At 73.3% G+C, this 16,833-nt stretch carries 17 protein-coding genes and 1 pseudogene; 7 read left to right on the top strand and 11 right to left on the bottom strand.

Translation table 11 applies throughout. The annotated features are described in order from the left end of the window. Window positions 1–8 precede the first annotated feature (8 nt). The 3 genes and pseudogenes from ACWD4A_RS00735 to sigE form a co-directional block, all read right to left on the bottom strand. Window positions 9–1,515: pseudogene (locus ACWD4A_RS00735) on the bottom strand (trypsin-like peptidase domain-containing protein). A 661-nt stretch (window positions 1,516–2,176) separates the two neighbouring features. After that, window positions 2,177–2,893: an anti-sigma factor family protein gene (locus tag ACWD4A_RS00740; protein WP_451187602.1), complete on the bottom strand. Its 717-nt coding sequence runs from the start codon at window positions 2,891–2,893 to the stop codon at window positions 2,177–2,179. Then, window positions 2,890–3,669, bottom strand: coding sequence for an RNA polymerase sigma factor SigE (sigE, locus tag ACWD4A_RS00745; RefSeq protein ID WP_451187949.1), 780 nt, complete (start codon window positions 3,667–3,669; stop codon window positions 2,890–2,892). Before sigE ends, ACWD4A_RS00740 begins: the two co-directional genes overlap by 4 nt. Before the next feature lie 174 nt (window positions 3,670–3,843). On the opposite strand from sigE, the gene ACWD4A_RS00750 reads away from it, so the two are divergent. Beyond that, window positions 3,844–4,509 (top strand): O-methyltransferase, encoded by a 666-nt coding sequence (locus tag ACWD4A_RS00750; protein WP_451187604.1) that lies wholly within the window; start codon window positions 3,844–3,846, stop codon window positions 4,507–4,509. Window positions 4,510–4,675: 166 nt separating this feature from the next. Here the strand turns inward: ACWD4A_RS00750 and ACWD4A_RS00755 are convergent, their stop codons facing one another. Further along, window positions 4,676–4,843 carry a DUF3117 domain-containing protein gene (locus ACWD4A_RS00755; protein ID WP_003985072.1) on the bottom strand — a complete coding sequence of 56 codons (168 nt, stop codon included), beginning with the start codon at window positions 4,841–4,843 and terminating at the stop codon, window positions 4,676–4,678. 298 nt (window positions 4,844–5,141) lie between these two features. Between ACWD4A_RS00755 and chcB the strand changes: the two genes are divergently transcribed. Continuing rightward, window positions 5,142–5,927 carry a 2-cyclohexenylcarbonyl CoA isomerase gene (gene chcB, locus ACWD4A_RS00760; protein ID WP_451187607.1) on the top strand — a complete coding sequence of 262 codons (786 nt, stop codon included), beginning with the start codon at window positions 5,142–5,144 and terminating at the stop codon, window positions 5,925–5,927. Between the two features lie 21 nt (window positions 5,928–5,948). On the opposite strand, the gene ACWD4A_RS00765 is transcribed toward chcB, so the two are convergent. Together ACWD4A_RS00765 and ACWD4A_RS00770 are read right to left on the bottom strand one after the other, a co-directional pair. Beyond that, window positions 5,949–6,533: a DNA-3-methyladenine glycosylase I gene (locus ACWD4A_RS00765; RefSeq protein ID WP_451187609.1), complete on the bottom strand. Its 585-nt coding sequence runs from the start codon at window positions 6,531–6,533 to the stop codon at window positions 5,949–5,951. Continuing rightward, a complete protein-coding gene (locus ACWD4A_RS00770) occupies window positions 6,530–6,919 on the bottom strand; it encodes a DivIVA domain-containing protein (protein ID WP_451187951.1) in 390 nt (129 codons plus the stop codon). The genes ACWD4A_RS00765 and ACWD4A_RS00770 overlap by 4 nt, the downstream gene beginning before the upstream one ends. A 79-nt stretch (window positions 6,920–6,998) precedes the next feature. Between ACWD4A_RS00770 and folP the strand changes: the two genes are divergently transcribed. Then, window positions 6,999–7,859 carry a dihydropteroate synthase gene (gene folP, locus ACWD4A_RS00775; protein WP_451187611.1) on the top strand — a complete coding sequence of 287 codons (861 nt, stop codon included), beginning with the start codon at window positions 6,999–7,001 and terminating at the stop codon, window positions 7,857–7,859. 208 nt (window positions 7,860–8,067) lie between these two features. On the opposite strand, the gene ACWD4A_RS00780 is transcribed toward folP, so the two are convergent. After that, on the bottom strand, window positions 8,068–8,817 hold the full coding sequence (locus ACWD4A_RS00780; protein WP_451187613.1) for an LOG family protein: 750 nt from the start codon (window positions 8,815–8,817) through the stop codon (window positions 8,068–8,070). A 63-nt stretch (window positions 8,818–8,880) separates the two neighbouring features. Next, window positions 8,881–9,960 (bottom strand): succinyl-diaminopimelate desuccinylase, encoded by a 1,080-nt coding sequence (dapE, locus tag ACWD4A_RS00785; protein WP_451187615.1) that lies wholly within the window; start codon window positions 9,958–9,960, stop codon window positions 8,881–8,883. Between the two features lie 89 nt (window positions 9,961–10,049). Between dapE and ACWD4A_RS00790 the strand changes: the two genes are divergently transcribed. Beyond that, window positions 10,050–10,973 (top strand): hypothetical protein, encoded by a 924-nt coding sequence (locus tag ACWD4A_RS00790; protein ID WP_451187617.1) that lies wholly within the window; start codon window positions 10,050–10,052, stop codon window positions 10,971–10,973. 302 nt (window positions 10,974–11,275) lie between these two features. Further along, window positions 11,276–11,692, top strand: a complete 417-nt coding sequence (locus ACWD4A_RS00795; protein ID WP_451187619.1) for an ATP-binding protein — start codon at window positions 11,276–11,278, stop codon at window positions 11,690–11,692. An 85-nt stretch (window positions 11,693–11,777) separates the two neighbouring features. Here the strand turns inward: ACWD4A_RS00795 and dapC are convergent, their stop codons facing one another. Further along, window positions 11,778–12,875: a succinyldiaminopimelate transaminase gene (gene dapC / locus ACWD4A_RS00800; protein ID WP_451187621.1), complete on the bottom strand. Its 1,098-nt coding sequence runs from the start codon at window positions 12,873–12,875 to the stop codon at window positions 11,778–11,780. Between the two features lie 98 nt (window positions 12,876–12,973). After that, a complete protein-coding gene (gene fdxA, locus ACWD4A_RS00805; protein ID WP_030366150.1) occupies window positions 12,974–13,303 on the bottom strand; it encodes a ferredoxin in 330 nt (109 codons plus the stop codon). 114 nt (window positions 13,304–13,417) lie between these two features. Between fdxA and ACWD4A_RS00810 the strand changes: the two genes are divergently transcribed. Both ACWD4A_RS00810 and ACWD4A_RS00815 read left to right on the top strand, forming a co-directional pair. Further along, complete coding sequence (locus tag ACWD4A_RS00810; RefSeq protein WP_451187624.1) at window positions 13,418–14,416, top strand: GNAT family N-acetyltransferase; 999 nt, start codon at window positions 13,418–13,420, stop codon at window positions 14,414–14,416. An 82-nt stretch (window positions 14,417–14,498) separates the two neighbouring features. Then, entirely contained in the window at window positions 14,499–15,335 is an 837-nt protein-coding gene (locus ACWD4A_RS00815) for a transglutaminase family protein (protein WP_451187626.1), read from the top strand. 287 nt (window positions 15,336–15,622) lie between these two features. On the opposite strand, the gene ACWD4A_RS00820 is transcribed toward ACWD4A_RS00815, so the two are convergent. Beyond that, the gene (locus ACWD4A_RS00820) at window positions 15,623–16,777 is read right to left on the bottom strand and encodes a PP2C family protein-serine/threonine phosphatase (protein ID WP_451187628.1); all 1,155 of its coding nucleotides are present in this window, start codon (window positions 16,775–16,777) and stop codon (window positions 15,623–15,625) included. Between the last annotated feature and the right edge of the window lie 56 nt (window positions 16,778–16,833).

Here is a 16,833-nt window from a genome sequence, read left to right on the forward strand (position 1 = left end):
GACAAAGGTCATCGCGCTCCCGCCGATCCCAGGGTCAGCTCGACCGTCCGCTCCTGGCCGTCGCGCTCCACCGTGAGCCCGAGCCGGTCACCCGGACGGTGGCTGCGGACCTTGACGATCAGCTCCTGGCCGCTGTGCACGGGGGTGCCGTCGACCTTCTTGATCACATCCCGGTCCCGGATGCCCGCCTTGTCGCCGGGTCCGCCCGGGGTGACGGCCGGGCCGTCGGCGCTCTTGGAGTTCACCCGCGCGCCGTCGCCCGAGTACGTCATGTCGAGGTTCACCCCGATCACGGGGTGGGTGGCCCTGCCGGTGTTGATCAGCTCTTCGGCGACGCGCTTGGCCTGGTTGATCGGTATGGCGAAGCCGAGGCCGATGCTGCCGCCCTGGCCGCCGCCGAGCTCGGTGCTGTCGCCCGCGGAACGGATGGCGCTGTTGATGCCGATGACGCGGGCCTCGGAGTCCATCAGCGGGCCGCCCGAGTTGCCCGGGTTGATCGGGGCGTCGGTCTGGAGCGCGTCGACGTAGCTGACGTCGCTGCCGTCCTGCTTCTGGCCGCCCGCGGTGATCGGACGCTCCTTGGCGCTGATGATCCCCGTGGTGACGGTGCCCGCGAGGTCGAAGGGCGCGCCGATGGCGATCACGGAGTCGCCGACGCGCACGGAGTCGGAGTTGCCGAGGGCGAGCGGGGTCAGCCCGGACACCCCGGAGACCTTGATCACGGCGAGGTCGTAGCCGCTGTCCCGGCCGACCACGGTGGCCTTGGCGGTCTGGCCGCCGCTGAAGGTCACGGATATGTCGCCGTGCGTACCCGCGGGCTCCACGACGTGGTTGTTGGTGAGGATGCGGCCTTCCCTGTCCAGCACGAAGCCGGTGCCGGTGCCCTGGTCGCTGCCGCCGCGGACATGGATCGTCACCACGCCGGGCAGGGTGCGCGCGGCGATCGCGGCGACGCTGCCCGGGGCGCGCGTCGAGTGGTCCACGGGCGCCTGCGCCAGCCGTACGTGGTGCCCCACCGTGCCGTTCCGCTCCAGGTGCGCCCCGACGACGCCCCCGATGCCGCCGGCGACGAGCGCCACCGCCAGGGCGCCGACGACGAGCCGTCCCCGCCGGCGCGGGGGCGCGTCGGGGATCCGGGACACGGGAGAGACCGCCCAGGGGTCGTACTGCCAAGGACCGGGCGCGTAAGCGGGGGCCGGCGGGACATAGGTGCCGTGCGCCGGGGTCACCGGGCGCTGGACGGGCGGGGCGGGTGCCCACGGGCCGGGGTGACCGTACGGCGGGGTGCTGTACGGGTCGGGGGCGTGCGGCGTCGGCTCGGGCGACTGTCGGGGCCGGCTCCACCAATGCGGCTTGGGATCCAAGGGACCCCCCTTCCCCTCGTCCATGCTCTCCCCACCGTTCGCCGGGGGCCCACGCGATCACTCGGGGATGCGCGGCCCCACCCATGAATTCAACCAGGTCGAGCGGGGTGTGCCCAGCGGCCGGCCCAGGGTTCGCCCCCTGAGCGGGCAGCCTTCCGGAGGCTGCGCCCCCGACCTCCTCCCGGGTGGCGCGGCCCGACCTGGCAGGGCGTGGGGGCGCGGCCCCGGCGACGCCCCAGGGGCGAGGCCGGGCCCGGAGGCCAACGCGCGGTCTCGTGAGGGCGAGATCCGGGGGCGCGGCCCTGGCCGGGAGCTCCGGGCGCAGCCCCGGATGGGGTCCGGGAGCGCAGCCCCTGTGCGGGTTTCAGGGGGCACAGCCCCGGTAGGAGCCCAGAGGCGCGGCATCCGAGTGGGGCCCTGAGGAGCGGCTCCGGCGGCAGCCCAGGGCCGCGGCCAGGCGCGGGGCTCGGGAGGCGCAGCCCCAGTGGGGCCCGGGGCGCGTGGCCCCGTCCGGGCGGGGTCCGGGGGCGCAGCCCCGGCGGGCCTGGGGGGCCTCCCCGTATGGAGGGCCTACGCCCGGTCCGAGCCGAGCGGGGCCTGGGGCACAGCCCGGGTGGAGGCCGACGTACGGCCCCAGCCGAGCGGGGTCCGGGGGCCGCAGCCCCCCGGGGGGAGATCCCAGGGGTCCGGCATCCGCACGGGGCTCCGGGGCGCAGCCCCGGCGGGGAGTTCCGGGCGCAGCCCCGGATGGGGTCCGGGGCGCAGCCCCTGTGCAGGGTCCGGGGGACGAGCCCCCGGAGGAAAAATCACGGTCACCGAGGGACCGGTGTGCCTCCCGCAGGGAGGCCGGCTCGGGCCAGTGGGGGCAGGAGTGCCGCGCTCGACGGGCGGAGCAAGGAGACCTCGGCGGCGGGTGCCGCGGGTGCGACCGGGCCCTGCCGGACGGCGAGCGTCGTGCCGCTCACCAGGGAGTCCTCGGAGCGCGCGCCGGCGGACGTCTCGCCGACCGAGGCGAGCGGCTGGGCACCGGTGAGCGCGAACGCGGCGAGCGACACCGCGCCGGCCGCCGCGAAGGCGAAGCGCCGTCCGCGCGACGCACCGCGCGAGGGATCGGGGAAGTCATGGACGCGGAAGCCGCGGTCGCGCTGCCACGGGGTGACGGCGGGGAACAGCGCGAAGGCCTCAGCCCGCGCGCCGGAGCCGTCTTTTCCCGGACCTCCTGGCCCCTGGCGGCCGTCCTGGACGCTCTCGGCGCCGTCGTGGCCGAAGGCGCCGTCGCCACCCGGGCCGGTGACGGGCAGGTTCTGCAGTCGGGCGAGCAGCGCGTTGGAGAGCGGAGGGGCGGCCGCTTCGGCGAACACGCTCTTGAGCCGACGCTGGGCGTCGGCTTCGGCTTTGCACTTCCAACAAGTGGCCAGGTGCGCGAGCACCCGCTCCCGAGAATCGTGTCCCAACTCCCCGTCGACCAGGGCCGCGAGGCGGTCGCCGAGATGGTGCTCGGCGGGGGACTGACCGCCTGAACCGGTCACGCGATCCCTACCTCCCCACCGAGCGGAAATCCGGCGGTCGAACCCGCCACGGCCACGGCACGCTCGGCCCGGGCGGCGGGCGAGCGGTGCTGGAGGGCCTTGCGGAGGTGGGAACGGCCGCGGTGGATACGGCTGCGCACGGTGCCGAGCTTCACGCCGAGCGTCGCGGCGATCTCCTCGTAGGACAGGCCCTCGATGTCGCACAGGACCACGGCGGCGCGGAACTCCGGGGCGAGGGTGTCCAGCGCCTGCTGGACGTCCGCGTCGAAGTGGGTGTCGTTGAAGTGCTGCTGGGGGGAGGGCTCCCGGCTGGGCAGCCGCTCCGCGGCGTCCTCGCCGAGCGCGTCGAAGCGGATGCGCTGGCGGCGGCGGACCATGTCGAGGAAGAGGTTGGTGGTGATGCGGTGCAGCCACCCCTCGAACGTGCCCGGGGTGTACGTGGACAGCGAGCGGAAGACGCGCACGAACACCTCCTGGGTGAGGTCCTCGGCGTCGTGCTGGTTGCCGGTGAGGCGGTAGGCCAGTCGGTAGACCCGGGCACTGTGCGTGCTGACGATCTCCTCCCAGGTGGGAGGGGCCCACGCCTGCGAATCCGCATCGGTGGCGAAGGTCGCGGTGGGTGCGGAGTCGGTGGTGCGCGAACGGTCAGCGGTCTTGGTCACGGATTTCGGCTCGCCGACGGACCTGCGAAAGCGCTTCAGCACTCCCCGACGGTCTCCGGCCGCAGCCGCACCTCCCCTGTCGGCTCTGGTGGTGTCCAGTAGAGCCCCTACCATATCCATCCCGCCCGTTAGCTCCGGATAAGGAATTTTGACCTTCATTTGGGTCTTGCTCCCCCGCCTCCGCCGACGCCTCCCGTTTACGCCCCGCTTCTCCCTCCCTGGGCCTCCGATTCTTCCCAACGCGCGGTCCCATCTGCGGGTTCCCGTGGTCAGCGGATACAGTCACGGTTGCGTCGACTACGGGGACAGGAGAGGGCCATTACCGGCAACCAGCAGACGAGCTGGGCGTTCGCCGATGCGTTCGTCGCCGAGGGCGAGGCGCTGCGCTGGGCCCGGGACCGGGCCCATGAGGCAGGTCTCCGCTCGGTGTCGTCCGGCACCGGCGCCGCGCTGCGCCTGCTCGCCGCGGCGGTGGACGCCAAGGCGGTCGCCGAGATCGGCACCGGCACCGGCGTCTCCGGCATCCACCTCCTGCACGGCATGCGGCCCGACGGCGTGCTGACGACCGTGGACAGCGACCCCGAGTGCCAGCAGTTCGCCCGGCAGGCGTTCCGTGCCGCGGGGTTCGCGGGCAACCGCGCGCGCTTCATCCCGGGCCGTGCGCTGGAGGTGCTGCCGCGCCTCGCCGACGGCGGATACGACCTGGTGTTCTGCGACGGCGACCGGATGGAGTGCCTCGACTATCTCGCCGAATCGTTGCGCCTGTTGCGGCCGGGCGGACTGGTCTGCTTCGAAGGCGTCTTCGCGGAGGGCCGCACGGTCGACTCCGCCGCACAGCTCGCCGAGGTGCAGCGGCTGCGCGAGCTGCTGCGCGCCGTGCGCGAGTCCACGGTGCTGCTGCCCTCGCTGCTGCCGGTCGGCGACGGGCTGCTGTGCGCGGCCCGGCGCGGCTGACCCAAGAGGGCGGCGGCCCGGCCCCAGGAGGTCGCTGCCGCGCCCATGCGCGCGGCGGTGGGGGTCGGTACCGAGGCGGCGGGCGGCCGGTCCGGCCCCGGACGCACCACTGCCCCGGAGCCGGGAACGGCAGCCGGGGCAGTGTGAGGTTTCGCAGACCTGTGCGTCAGACGGTGACCTTCTCCAGGGCCTCGCCGAGAGCCTTGGCCTCGTCCGGGGTCAGCTCGACGACGAGACGACCGCCGCCCTCGAGCGGAACCCGCATGACGATGCCCCGCCCCTCCTTGGTCACCTCGAGCGGGCCATCGCCCGTCCGCGGCTTCATGGCCGCCATGCTCGTTCCCCTTCCTGAAACCAGCTCGCCGCAGCCGACAACCCAGGTGTCACCGGCATCGAACACATTGCTTCCAGGCCATTATCCCGCATCGTGTGACCCGATGACCAACATCGGTCCGCATCCGGTCGGCAACGCGCTCTCGCAAAACCACCCAATTCGGCGATCGGACTGCGATACTGCGCCGCCACCGCACCACCGTGATGGCCGGTTTCTTTGACGCAGGTCACATATCGGCTGCCGGTGATCTCCGGCATGCTGAGCCCTGAAGACTGCCCACGAGGGAGGGGACGGCACCATGGCCGACACCGTGCTGTACGACGTGACGGACGGATTGGCGACGGTCACGATCAACCGGCCCGACGCCATGAACGCGCTCGACATCGAGACGAAGACCGCCCTCCGCGACGTGCTGCAGGAGGCGGGCGCGGACCCGGCCGTGCGGGCCGTCCTGCTGACCGCCACCGGGCGCGCCTTCTGCGTGGGCCAGGACCTCAAGGAGCACGTGCGGCTGCTGGCGGGGGCCGGGTCGGTGATGAGCACGGTCAAGGAGCACTACAACCCCATCGTGACCGCGATCACGGGGATGCGGAAGCCGGTCGTGGCGGGGGTCAACGGCGTCGCGGCAGGCGCGGGCGCGGGCTTCGCGTTCGCGGCGGACTACCGCGTGGTCGCGGACACCGCGGCCTTCAACACGTCCTTCGCCGGGGTCGCGCTCACCGCGGACTCGGGCGTCTCCTGGACCCTCCCCCGCCTCATCGGTCACGGCCGCGCCTCGGACCTGCTGCTGTTCCCGCGCAACGTGTCCGCCCAGGAGGCGTACGAGCTGGGCATCGCGAACAAGGTCGTACCGGCGGCGGACCTCGCCGCCGAGGCCCGAGCGGTGGCCCGCCGCCTCGCGGAGGGCCCGACCGGGGCGTACGCGGCGCTCAAGGAGTCACTGGCCTACGGCGCGGACCACTCGCTGGCCCAGTCGCTGTCCAAGGAGGACGAACTCCAGGCGCGCGCGGGCGCGTCGGAGGACCACCGCATCGCGGTCGACGCCTTCCTGAAGAAGGAGAAGCCGGCGTACGTGGGCCGCTGAGGCCCCCTTGTTCCCACGCTTTCACGCGCGCGTGTGGCAGCCCGCCAGGTGGTCGTTCACCAGGCCGCAGGCCTGCATCAGCGCGTACGCCGTCGTGGGGCCGATGAAGCGGAAGCCACGCTTCTTGAGGTCCTTCGCGAGGGCCGTGGACTCGGGCGTCGTCGCGGGCACGTCCGCGGCCGTACGGGGCGCCCGGCGCGCGGTGCCGGGCGCGTACGACCAGATGAGGGCGTCCAGCTCGCCCGGCGCCCACTCCGCCGCCACCCGGGCGTTGCCGATCGTCGCCGCGATCTTCGCGCGGTTGCGGATGATGCCCGGGTCGGCCAGCAGCCGCTCGGCGTCCTCCTCCGTGAAGGCCGCCACCTTGGCGACGGAGAAACCGGCGAAGGCCGCGCGGAACCCCTCACGGCGGCGCAGGATCGTCAGCCACGACAGGCCGGACTGGAAGGCTTCCAGACACATTCGCTCGTAGAGGGCGTCGTCGCCGTGCACCGGGTGACCCCACTCGGTGTCGTGGTACCGGCGGTAGTCCGCCATGGACTCCGCTTCCAGACCCCAAGGGCAGCGCGCCAGCCCGTCCGCGCCCACGACCACTCCGGTGCTCATACCTGTGTGCCTCCGCCCGTCCCGCCCTGTGCGCCGCCCTCCGGGGCGCCGCCTTCCGTCTTCCCCCGGCCGCGCTCCGCGGCCGCACGCGCGCCCGCGAGCGCGTACTCCAGCTCGGCGATCCGCGCGTCGCGCTCCGCCAGTTCGGCACCGAGCCGGTCCAGGACGTCGTCGGTCTCCGCCATGCGATAGCCGCGCAGGGCGACCGGCAGCCGCAGCGCGTCGACGTCCGCGCGGCCCGCCGGCCGGTCCACGGGCAGCGGCCGGCCGATCCGGTCCGGCTCGGCCTCGGGCAGCGTGACCCCGCTCCCGCCGCCCGCGACGAAGAGCGTGACCGCGGCCACCACCACGGCCAACGCGAGGAGCAAGAACCAGAACACGACCATCTCCCATCCGTCCTCCACGATCGTGCCATGCCCCACTGACAGTTAAGGTCGCTGGCGGACCACGAAGAGGAGTACGGAAATGCTGCGGCTGGGACGACGCGAGTTCGATGCGCACGAGCCGGTGATCATGGCGATCGTGAACCGGACCCCTGACTCCTTCTACGACCAGGGGGCCACGTTCCACGACGAGGCCGCGCTGGCCCGGGTGGAGCAGGCGGTCGCGGAGGGCGCCGCCATCATCGACATCGGCGGGGTGAAGGCCGGTCCCGGCGAGGAGGTGACCGCCGAGGAGGAGGCACGGCGCACGGTCGGCTTCGTCGCCGAGGTCCGGCGGCGTCACCCGGACGTGGTGATCAGCGTGGACACCTGGCGGCACGACGTCGGCGAGGCGGTCTGCGAGGCGGGCGCGGACGTGCTCAACGACGCGTGGGGCGGGGTGGACCCCAAGCTCGCCGAGATCGCGGCCCGTTACGGGGCGGGGCTGGTGTGCACGCACGCGGGCGGGGTGGAACCGCGCACCCGGCCGCACCGGATCGCGTACGACGACGTGATGGCGGACATCCTGCGGGTGACGCTCGGGCTGGCCGAACGCGCCGTCGCGCTCGGCGTGCGGCGCGACGGGATCATGATCGACCCGGGGCACGACTTCGGGAAGAACACCCGGCACTCGCTGGAGGCGACCCGGCGGCTGGACGAGATGACGGAGACGGGCTGGCCCGTGCTCGTCTCCCTGTCCAACAAGGACTTCGTCGGCGAGACGCTCGACAAGCCGGTGAAGGAACGGGTGCTCGGCACGCTGGCGACGACGGCCGTGTCGGCGTGGCTGGGGGCGCAGGTGTACCGCGTGCACGAGGTCGCGGAGACGCGGCAGGTGCTCGACATGGTGGCGTCCATCGCGGGCCATCGCGCGCCTGCGGTGGCGCGTCGCGGTCTGGCTTAGCCCCGACTTCGGCTGCGGGCCGGTTCGCCGCCTGCGGCGGAAGCGGCCTGCGGCCGCGTCCTCAAACGCCGGACGGGCTGGATGTGCGGGCCGTCGTCCGCAGCCCGAGGCCCGCAGGCTGAAGCCCACGGTCCGGAAAATCAGCCCGTCCGGCGTTTGAGGACACCGCGCGAAGCGCGGTTCGGGGGTCTGGGGGCGGAGCCCCCGGCTACGCCCCTGCCTCCTTGGTCACCAAAGCGATGGCTTCGTCCACGTCGTCCGTCACATGGAACAAATGCAGGTCGTGTGGCCCCGCCTTGCCCTGGGCCACCAACGTGTCGCGGAACCAGTCGACCAGGCCGCGCCAGTACTCGACGCCGAAGAGGACGATCGGGAAGCGGGTGACCTTCTTGGTCTGCACCAGCGTGAGGGCCTCGAACAGCTCGTCCAGCGTGCCGAGTCCGCCCGGCAGCACCACGAAACCGCTCGCGTACTTCACGAACATGGTCTTCCGCACGAAGAAGTACCGGAAGTCCACGCCCAGGTTGACGTACGGGTTGAGCCCCTGTTCGAAGGGCAGCTCGATGCCGAGGCCGACCGAGACGCCGCCCGCCTCCGTCGCGCCCTTGTTGGCGGCCTCCATCGCGCCGGGCCCGCCGCCCGTGATGACCGCGAAGCCCGCCTCGACGAGGCCGCGTCCGATGGCCACCCCGGCCCTGTACTCCGCCGAGCCCACGGGCGTGCGGGCGGAGCCGAACACACTGATGGCCGGTGGCAGTTCGGCGAGGGCGCCGAAGCCCTCGACGAACTCGGACTGGATGCGCATCACCCGGAAGGGGTCCTCGTGCACCCAGTCCGCTGTCCCTCTGGTGTCCAGCAGATGCTGGTCGGTGGTTCCCTGCTGCATCTGGCCGTGCCTGCGCACGACCGGCCCCCGGCGCTGCTCCCGCGGGACGCGGGCCTCTTCGGGATGTGCCATGCCGCTCTCCCTCCGCTGATCGTTGCTGTTCAGCGTAGGGCCCCGCGGCAGGTCACGGCGTCGTCAGGACGTGAGCCAGGCGCGCAGCCGCTCCTCGCACTCCGGGATCAGCGCGACGCGCACCCGCTCGTCCCGCTTGTGCGCGACCATGGGGTCACCGGGGCCGTAGTTGACGGCGGGCACGCCGAGCGCGCTGAAGCGCGAGACGTCCGTCCAGCCGAACTTGGGCCTGGGCGTGGCCCCGACGGCCTCGATGAAGGCCGCGGCGGCCGGGTGGGAGAGGCCGGGCAGCGCGCCGGGCGAGTGGTCGTCGACGACGAACTCGGCGACCCCGCAGTCCGCGAAGACCTCGCGGACGTGCGCCAGCGCCTCCTCCTCGCTGCGGTCGGGTGCGTAGCGGAAGTTGACGGTGACCGTGCAGGCGTCGGGGATGACGTTGCCCGCGACACCGCCCTCGATCCGGACGGCGTTGAGCCCCTCGTGGTACTCCAGGCCGTCGATCACGGGACGGCGCGGCTCGTACGCGGCCAGCCGGGCCAGGATCGGCGCGGCGGCGTGGACGGCGTTGCTGCCCATCCAGCTGCGCGCCGAGTGGGCGCGCTCGCCGGCCGTGCGCAGCAGGACCCGCAGGGTGCCCTGGCAGCCGCCCTCGACCTGGCCGTCGGTCGGTTCGAGGAGGACGGCGAAGTCGGCGGCGAGCCAGTCGGGGTGCGCGGCGGCGACGTGGCCGAGGCCGTTGAGGTGCGCGGCGACCTCCTCGTTGTCGTAGAAGACGAACGTGAGGTCGCGGTTGGGCTCGGGGACGGTCGCGGCGATCCGCAGCTGCACCGCGACGCCGGACTTCATGTCGCTGGTGCCGCATCCCCACAGGAAGCCGTCGTCGTCCAGCCTGGAGGGGACGTTGTCGGCGATCGGCACGGTGTCGATGTGCCCGGCGAGCACCACGCGTTCGGCGCGGCCGAGGCCGGTCCGGGCGACGACGTTGTTGCCGTACCGGTCGACGGTGAGGTGCGGGAGGGCGCGGAGGGCCCGCTCCACGGCGTCCGCCAGGGGCTTCTCGTTCCCGCTCTCCGACGGGATGTCGACGAGCCGGGCGGTGAGGGCGGTGGCGTCGAGGGACAGGTCGAGTGCGGCGTCATCCATGCGGCGACTCTACGCCGGGGCACGGGCCCGGCGGCCCGGTGCCCGTCCGGCCCTCATGATTCTCATATCTCTCCAGTAACGTTTGCCGCATGTCCCGGATCTTCGTCACCCGCCGTGGCCGCCTGCTGCGCATCGTGGCCGCCTGTGCCGTGCTGCTGGCGCTGATCGGCTACGGCGTGGCCCAGTTGGTGACCGGCGGTCCCGGCGCCCCGCGCTGCACCGTGCGGGCCAACGGCGAGTCGTACTCCCTCTCCCCCGAACAGGCCGTGAACGCGGCCACGATCTCCGCCGTGGGCTCCGCCCGCAGCCTGCCGGAGCGGGCGGTGACGATCGCGCTGGCGACGGCCATGCAGGAGTCGGGGCTGCGCAACATCCATCACGGCGACCGGGATTCGCTGGGGCTGTTCCAGCAGCGGCCGACGCAGGGCTGGGGCACGGCGGCGCAGATCACCGACCCGGTGTACTCGGCGGGCAAGTTCTACGACCACCTGGTGCAGGTGCCGGGCTACTCCCGGCTGCCGCTGACAGTGGCCGCGCAGAAGGTGCAGCGCAGCGGTTTCCCGCAGGCGTACGCCAAGCACGAGCCGGACGCCTCGCTGCTGGCGTCGGGGCTCACGGGCCGGGCGGAGGCCTCGTTCAGCTGCTCGACGGCCCCGCCGGACGGCAAGCACGGGGACCCCGCGGCCCTGCGGACGAAGCTGCGGCGCGAGTTCGGCGAGACAGTGCTGCCGACCATGGGCGGCGGCGGGACCAATGGTGCGGCCGGGGCGGCCGCCCGCACGGTGACCGTGCCCGCGCAGTCCTCCGATCCGGCCGACGCGACGGACGGCGGGCCGAAGCGGCGGGGCTGGCAGCTGGCGTCGTGGGCGATGGCGCACGCGTCCGAGCTGCGGATCGAGCGCATCGCCTTCGACGGCCGGGTGTGGACCTCGGACAGCTCCCGTGACGGCTGGCGCACGGCCGGGGACGGCTCGTCCCCCTCCACCGAGGTACGGATCACCACCGTCCCGTAGTCCGGTCAGCAGTACGAGAACACCCTCGTCCGGGGGACCCGCCCCGCCGCGCGGGCAGGAATGCGCCTTCCCCTGCCGGGAGTTGGGCAAAACCGTTCACACCCCTTGCGACTAAAGGCTTGTAAGCCTTTAGGACATCGTCGGGGCCTGTCAGTTTTGCCCGGGAATTCCCGAAACCGATAATGCGACGCATTGCCAAGGCTTTACCTTCGGGCACCGCAACCTTCGACGCTCTCACGCGGTAGTCACTGCGTCCGCTCGCCGGACAGCAAATGTCCTCCAACTCCGCCAAAAGGAGCATCATGTCCCTCCCCCTTTCGCGTCGGATCGCTCGGGTCGCCCTGCTGGTCGCCGCTGGCGCGGCGCCCGTCATCGGCGCGGCCGGAGCTGCCAGCGCCGCGGACCTCAAGGCCCCCGAGCAGCTGAGCGGTCTGAGCACGGTGGACGGCGCGAACCTGGGCACCAACATCGCAACGACCTCCCACAAGGCCGGCATGACGACCGCCGAGGTCGGTCACAAGGCCGTCGACACCGCCGTGCCCGCCTCCACGGACACGCTCGGCAAGACCGCCCAGACCACCACCCCGGCCGCCCAGAAGGTCGCGGGCGACCTCGGCAGCTCCGCTGCCGGTGTCGTCGGGACCACGACGGAGACGGCGACCAAGGGGGGCCTGCCCACCACCGGCGGCCTGTCGAAGGGTCTGCCGATCGGCGGCTGACCGGGTCCACCCACCGGTCACGCCCGTATGTGAAAGGGCCCGGGAGTTCCTCCCGGGCCCTTTCACATGTCCTCGTGCGGGAACCTCAGTCCGCCAGGCGGCGGACCGCGGCCGCCACCCGCTCGTCGGTCGCCGTGAAGGCGATACGGACGAAGCGGTCGCCCGCCGCGCCGTAGAAGTCGCCCGGCGCGACCAGGATGCCGCGCTTGGAGAGGTCCGCCACCGTGTCCCAGCACGGCTCGTCCCGCGTGGCCCACAGGTAGAGCGAGGCCTCGCTGTGCTCGATGCGGAAACCCGCGCGCTCGAACGCCGCGCGCAGCGCCGCGCGCCGGCGCGCGTAGCGCTCGCGCTGCTCGGTGACGTGCGCGGTGTCCCCCAGGGCGACGACGGTCGCGGCCTGGACGGGCGCGGCGACCATCATGCCGCCGTGCTTGCGGATCTGGAGCAGCTCACCCAGGACCGCCGCGTCACCGGCGAGGAACGCCGCGCGGTAGCCGGCCAGGTTGGAGCGCTTGGACAGCGAGTGGACGGCGACGATGCCCTCGTACGAGCCGCCGCACACGTCGGGGTGCAGCACGGAGACCGGCTCGGCCTCCCAGCCCAGTTCCAGGTAGCACTCGTCGCTGAAGACGAGCACGTCGTGCTCGCGCGCCCAGGCGACCGCGCGGCGCAGCTCGTCCTTGGAGAGCACCCGGCCCGTCGGGTTGGACGGGGAGTTGAGCCACAGCAGCTTGAGCCCGGCGGGGTCCAGCTCCGTGGGGTCGTCGTAGACGACGGGCTCGGCGCCGGTGAGCCGCGCGCCGACCTCGTACGTCGGGTAGGCGAGCCGCGGGTAGGCGACCTTGTCGCCCGCGGTGAGCCCGAGCTGGGTCGGCAGCCAGGCCACCAGCTCCTTGGAGCCGACGACGGGCAGGACGTTGTGGTGCGTCAGACCCCGGGCGCCCAGGCGGCGCTCCGCCCAGCCGGTGAGCGCGTCGCGCAGCGCGGCCGTGCCCCACACCGTGGGGTAGCCGGGGCTGTCGGCGGCGTCGGTGAGGGCCCGCTGGATCAGCTCGGGGACGGGGTCGACGGGGGTGCCGACCGACAGGTCCACGATGCCGTCGGGGTGGGCGGCGGCCGTCGCCTTGTACGGGTCGAGCCGGTCCCAGGGGAAGACGGGGAGGCGGGAAGAGACTGCGCCCACGGTGCTCGCTCGCTCTCTTGCAGATAGGTACTCGGTGTCGAAATGCCGCGGCCCCGTACGGCGCGAGGGCCGTACGGGGCCGTGGTGGCTGCCGCGAATCAGTGCTCGGGGTTGATGTCCGCCGGCAGCGCGGCGATGAAGGGGTGGTCGCGCTCGATCAGGCCGAGCTTGGAGGCGCCACCGGGCGAGCCGAGCTCGTCGAAGAACTCGACGTTCGCCTTGTAGTAGTCCTTCCACTCCTCCGGAGTGTCATCCTCGTAGAAGATGGCTTCGACCGGGCAGACCGGTTCGCAGGCACCACAGTCGACGCATTCGTCCGGGTGGATGTACAAGGACCGGGAGCCCTCGTAGATGCAGTCGACGGGGCACTCCTCGATGCACGCCTTGTCCTTCACGTCGACACAAGGCTGCGCGATGACGTAGGTCACGCTGTCGTTCCTCCTCGGTAGGGCTCATCTCGCGCGGGAGCGCGGCGTCGTCGATGCCCACACCTAGTATCTCCGTTCCCGGGCACGAGACGAACAAGAGGGGCGAGGAGAGCTGTGGAATTCACCACGGGCGGACGGCTGGAAGTCAGGATCAATACCGCTGATGTGGGAAAAAGGGTATCTGTCCGGCGACTGACCGATCCCGGACGATCTTCGGAGCGGTTCACGGACACCGTGGGGGTGCTCGACGCCTGGGACGGCGGTGTGCTGCGAATCACACGCCGCGACGGGGAGACGGTGGTGATCGACGAGTCCACGCTCGTCGCGGGCAAGGTGGTCCCGGCGGCCCCGGCCCGTCGCCGCGGACCCGCCGCGACCGTGCGGGAGCTCCAGGAGACCGCGGCGCGCGGCTGGCCCGCGCGGGAGACCGCGGCGCTGGGCGGCTGGACGCTGCGCGCCTCGGGCGGCTTCACCTCCCGTGCCAACTCGGTGCTGCCCCTCGGGGATTGCGGGCTGCCCCTGGCGGACGCCCTGGACCGGATCGGCGCGTGGTACGGGGAGCGCGGGCTGCCCCCGCTGGTGCAGGTCACCACCGGCGACCCGGCGGAGGACGAACGGCTGGACTCGGAGCTGGCCCGGCGGGGCTGGACGGCGGAGCGGCACGCCCTGATGCGTACGGCGGCACTGGCACCGCTCGCCGACACGGACGCGGACACCTCGCGCGTGCTGCTCTCCCGGGAGCCCGGTGCGGAGTGGCCGGACGCCTACGGGCGCACGTCGGCGTCCGCCGAGGACGCGCTGGGCGTGCTGACGGGCGGGCCCTCGGTGTGGTTCGCGTCCGTGCCGGGCGACGAGGGGCCGGTCGCCCTGGGCCGCTGCGTGGTCGACGGCCGGTGGGCGGGGTTCTCGGCGCTGTCCGTGGACCCGGCGCGGCGCAGGGCGGGCCTGGGGACGCTGGTCATGGCCGCGCTCGCCGAGCGGGCGCTGAGCGAGGGCGCCTCGGCGGCGTACCTCCAGGTGGAGACGGACAACGGGGGCGCCTCGGCGCTCTACGACGGGCTCGGCTTCACCACGCACCACGCCTACCACTACCGCCGCGGGCCGCAGGGGTAGGCGGTCACCGCGGTCACGGTCGCACCATGGACATCGGCGGTGGGTTTTTTCCCCCATCGCCCCGAGCGGGTACGAGGCAGCTATGTACGACACCCCTGGCAGGAGGCGGCGGTTCGCGGAGGAGGCGCGGGAGGAGCGCCCCGACCTCGCGCTGCTGTGCCTGCTGATCGCTTCCGAGGCGGACCCCGGAGCGGGTGAGGCCGCCGTCGACGAGGCGCAGATCGAACTGGACCGGCTCGCGGGGCTGCTGCCCGCGCTGGGGCGCGGCGCCGACCCCCGGCAGTGGGCGTCCGCCCTCGCGGACCTGCTCGGCGGGGCGTGCGGCTTCCGCGGCTCCCCCGCCGACTACCGGCGGCTGGAGTCCTCGCTGCTGGGCGAGGTGCTGCTGCGGCGGCGCGGGCTGCCGATCCTGCTGTCCGTGGTGTGGATGGAGGTGGCCCGGCGGGCGGGCGCGCCGGTGTACGGGGTGGCGTTGCCCGGCCACTTCGTCGTCGGTTTCGGGGACCCGTACGGCCGGCACGTGCTGGCCGATCCCTTCGACGGCGGCCGGCCGCTGTCCGAGGAGGACGCCGAGCTGCTGGTCGCGGGGGCGACCGGGGCGCCGCTGACGCCGTCGGCGTTCTCCCCGGCGGAACCGCTGGAGATCGTGCTGCGCGTCCTCAACAACATCCGGGCCTGGGCCGCGGCGCGCCCCGAGCGGAGCGAGGTGCAGCTGTGGGCGGTCGACCTCGCCCTGCTGCTGCCCAGCCATCCGGCGCGGCTGCGCTTCGAGCGCGCCGAGCTGCTCGTGGAACGGGGCGACTTCGCGGGCGGCGCGCGGGAGATGGAGGACTACGCGGAGGTGATCGACGCCCTGGAGCCCACGGTGGCGGAGACCGTCCGCCGCCAGGCACGGGCCGCGCGCGCCATGCTCAACTGACGGCCGTCGGCCGGTGGCTCGGGCACCCGGAGCGGGGCGCGGCTCTCTGTCCTCAAGGCCGGACGGGCTTGGTCCGGTGCCCGGGGGCGGGGGTGCCGCGGCCTCGGGCGGGCTTGTCGCCGGCGCCCGAAGTGGAGGGGGGCTTTGTCCCCGGGTGCCGGACGGGCCGGCTGGGCGGCGCCCCGGAGCGGGGTCCGGTCGTCCTCCCGGACGAGCTCGCATCAGCGCCGCGGCCTCGGGCCGGCAGGCGGGCCGGGCGGAAACCGGGGAGCGGGCGTCCCGCCCGGTCAGGTGGCGCCGACGGGGGATTCGGCTCGCGTCGGCGCCGGGGCGTGCTCCGCGTGTTCGTCCGTCGGGCGGACGATGAGGACCGCCGCGTCGTCCTTCAGCTCGCCCTCCGTGTAGCGCTCCAGGTCCGCGCGCAGGGTGCGGGCGAGTTCCGCCGGGGGCAGGTGCGTCCACTGGGACAGGCGCTCGCGGAGCGGGTAGAAGCGGCCCTCGCGGTTCCGTGCCTCGGTGACCCCGTCCGTGCACAGGACCAGCCACTCCGGTGCCGCAGGGCCCGCGCAGCACGCGTCGGAGTCGACGGCCCGCCTGGGCTCGCCGGTGAGCCCGCCCAGTCCGAGCGGCAGCCCGAAGCGGCCGGGGAGCCGTTCCTCGACCCGGTCGCCGCCGACCGCGTAGTACGGGATGTGGCCGCAGGACAGGACGCGGGTGACCGTGCCCGGCGGGCCGACCTCCAGCAGCAGCGCGGTGACGAACCGCTCGTCCGTGCCGGTCAGGGACAGGGCGCTGTTGTGCCGGAGCAGGGCGCCCTCCATGTGGTCGGCGACGGCCTCCAGCGCGGCCTCGTGATAGGCGGCTTCGCGGAACGACGTGAGCACGGCGTGCCCCGCGCCGATCGCGGGCATGCCCTTGCCCTGGACGTCGCCGATGAGGACGCGCTGCCCGTACGGGCTCTCCACCACCTCGTAGATGTCGCCGCCGACCCGGGCGCCCTCCTGCGCGGAGATGTAGAACCCGGCGACGCGCAGCGGGCCCGAGGTGATCGGCAGCTCCCGCAGCATCGTGCGCTGCACGGCGTCGGCGACCATCCGGGTACGGTCGTACGCCGCCTCGCGCTCCAGCAGGGCTCCGCACAGGGCCACGGCGAACCCGGCGACCAGCAGCGCGCCGAGGACGGAGACCAGGACACTGACGACGTCCCAGCGCGGCACGATCACACAGTGGACGATCGCCTGCGCCGCGGCGAAGACCGCGGCGACGACGACGGTCCGGCGGTAGGAGCACAGCCGGGCGGCGATCAGCGGCATGACGCTCGCGATCAGGGCCAGCCGCAGCCGCGGGCCCGTGAGGCAGTCGAGGACGGCCAGCGCGGCGACAGCGACGACCAGCAGGACGGTCAGGACGCGCCCGCCGTCGGGAACGCGCTTGATCTGCACGGCGGCGTTCCCCCTCCTCCTCGCGGCACTGTGATCCCCAGGGAGCCTATGCCGCC

Source organism: Streptomyces sp. NPDC002537, assembly GCF_053594975.1.

Coding starts and splice junctions, on each gene's coding strand:
- sigE (WP_451187949.1), bottom strand. CDS start 3,669: ATGGTAGGGGCTCTACTGGACACCACCAGAGCCGACAGGGGAGGTGCG.
- ACWD4A_RS00755 (WP_003985072.1), bottom strand. CDS start 4,843: ATGGCGGCCATGAAGCCGCGGACGGGCGATGGCCCGCTCGAGGTGACC.
- chcB (WP_451187607.1), top strand. CDS start 5,142: ATGGCCGACACCGTGCTGTACGACGTGACGGACGGATTGGCGACGGTC.
- ACWD4A_RS00765 (WP_451187609.1), bottom strand. CDS start 6,533: ATGAGCACCGGAGTGGTCGTGGGCGCGGACGGGCTGGCGCGCTGCCCT.
- ACWD4A_RS00770 (WP_451187951.1), bottom strand. CDS start 6,919: ATGGTCGTGTTCTGGTTCTTGCTCCTCGCGTTGGCCGTGGTGGTGGCC.
- folP (WP_451187611.1), top strand. CDS start 6,999: ATGCTGCGGCTGGGACGACGCGAGTTCGATGCGCACGAGCCGGTGATC.
- ACWD4A_RS00780 (WP_451187613.1), bottom strand. CDS start 8,817: ATGGCACATCCCGAAGAGGCCCGCGTCCCGCGGGAGCAGCGCCGGGGG.
- dapE (WP_451187615.1), bottom strand. CDS start 9,960: ATGGATGACGCCGCACTCGACCTGTCCCTCGACGCCACCGCCCTCACC.
- ACWD4A_RS00790 (WP_451187617.1), top strand. CDS start 10,050: ATGTCCCGGATCTTCGTCACCCGCCGTGGCCGCCTGCTGCGCATCGTG.
- ACWD4A_RS00795 (WP_451187619.1), top strand. CDS start 11,276: ATGTCCCTCCCCCTTTCGCGTCGGATCGCTCGGGTCGCCCTGCTGGTC.
- ACWD4A_RS00815 (WP_451187626.1), top strand. CDS start 14,499: ATGTACGACACCCCTGGCAGGAGGCGGCGGTTCGCGGAGGAGGCGCGG.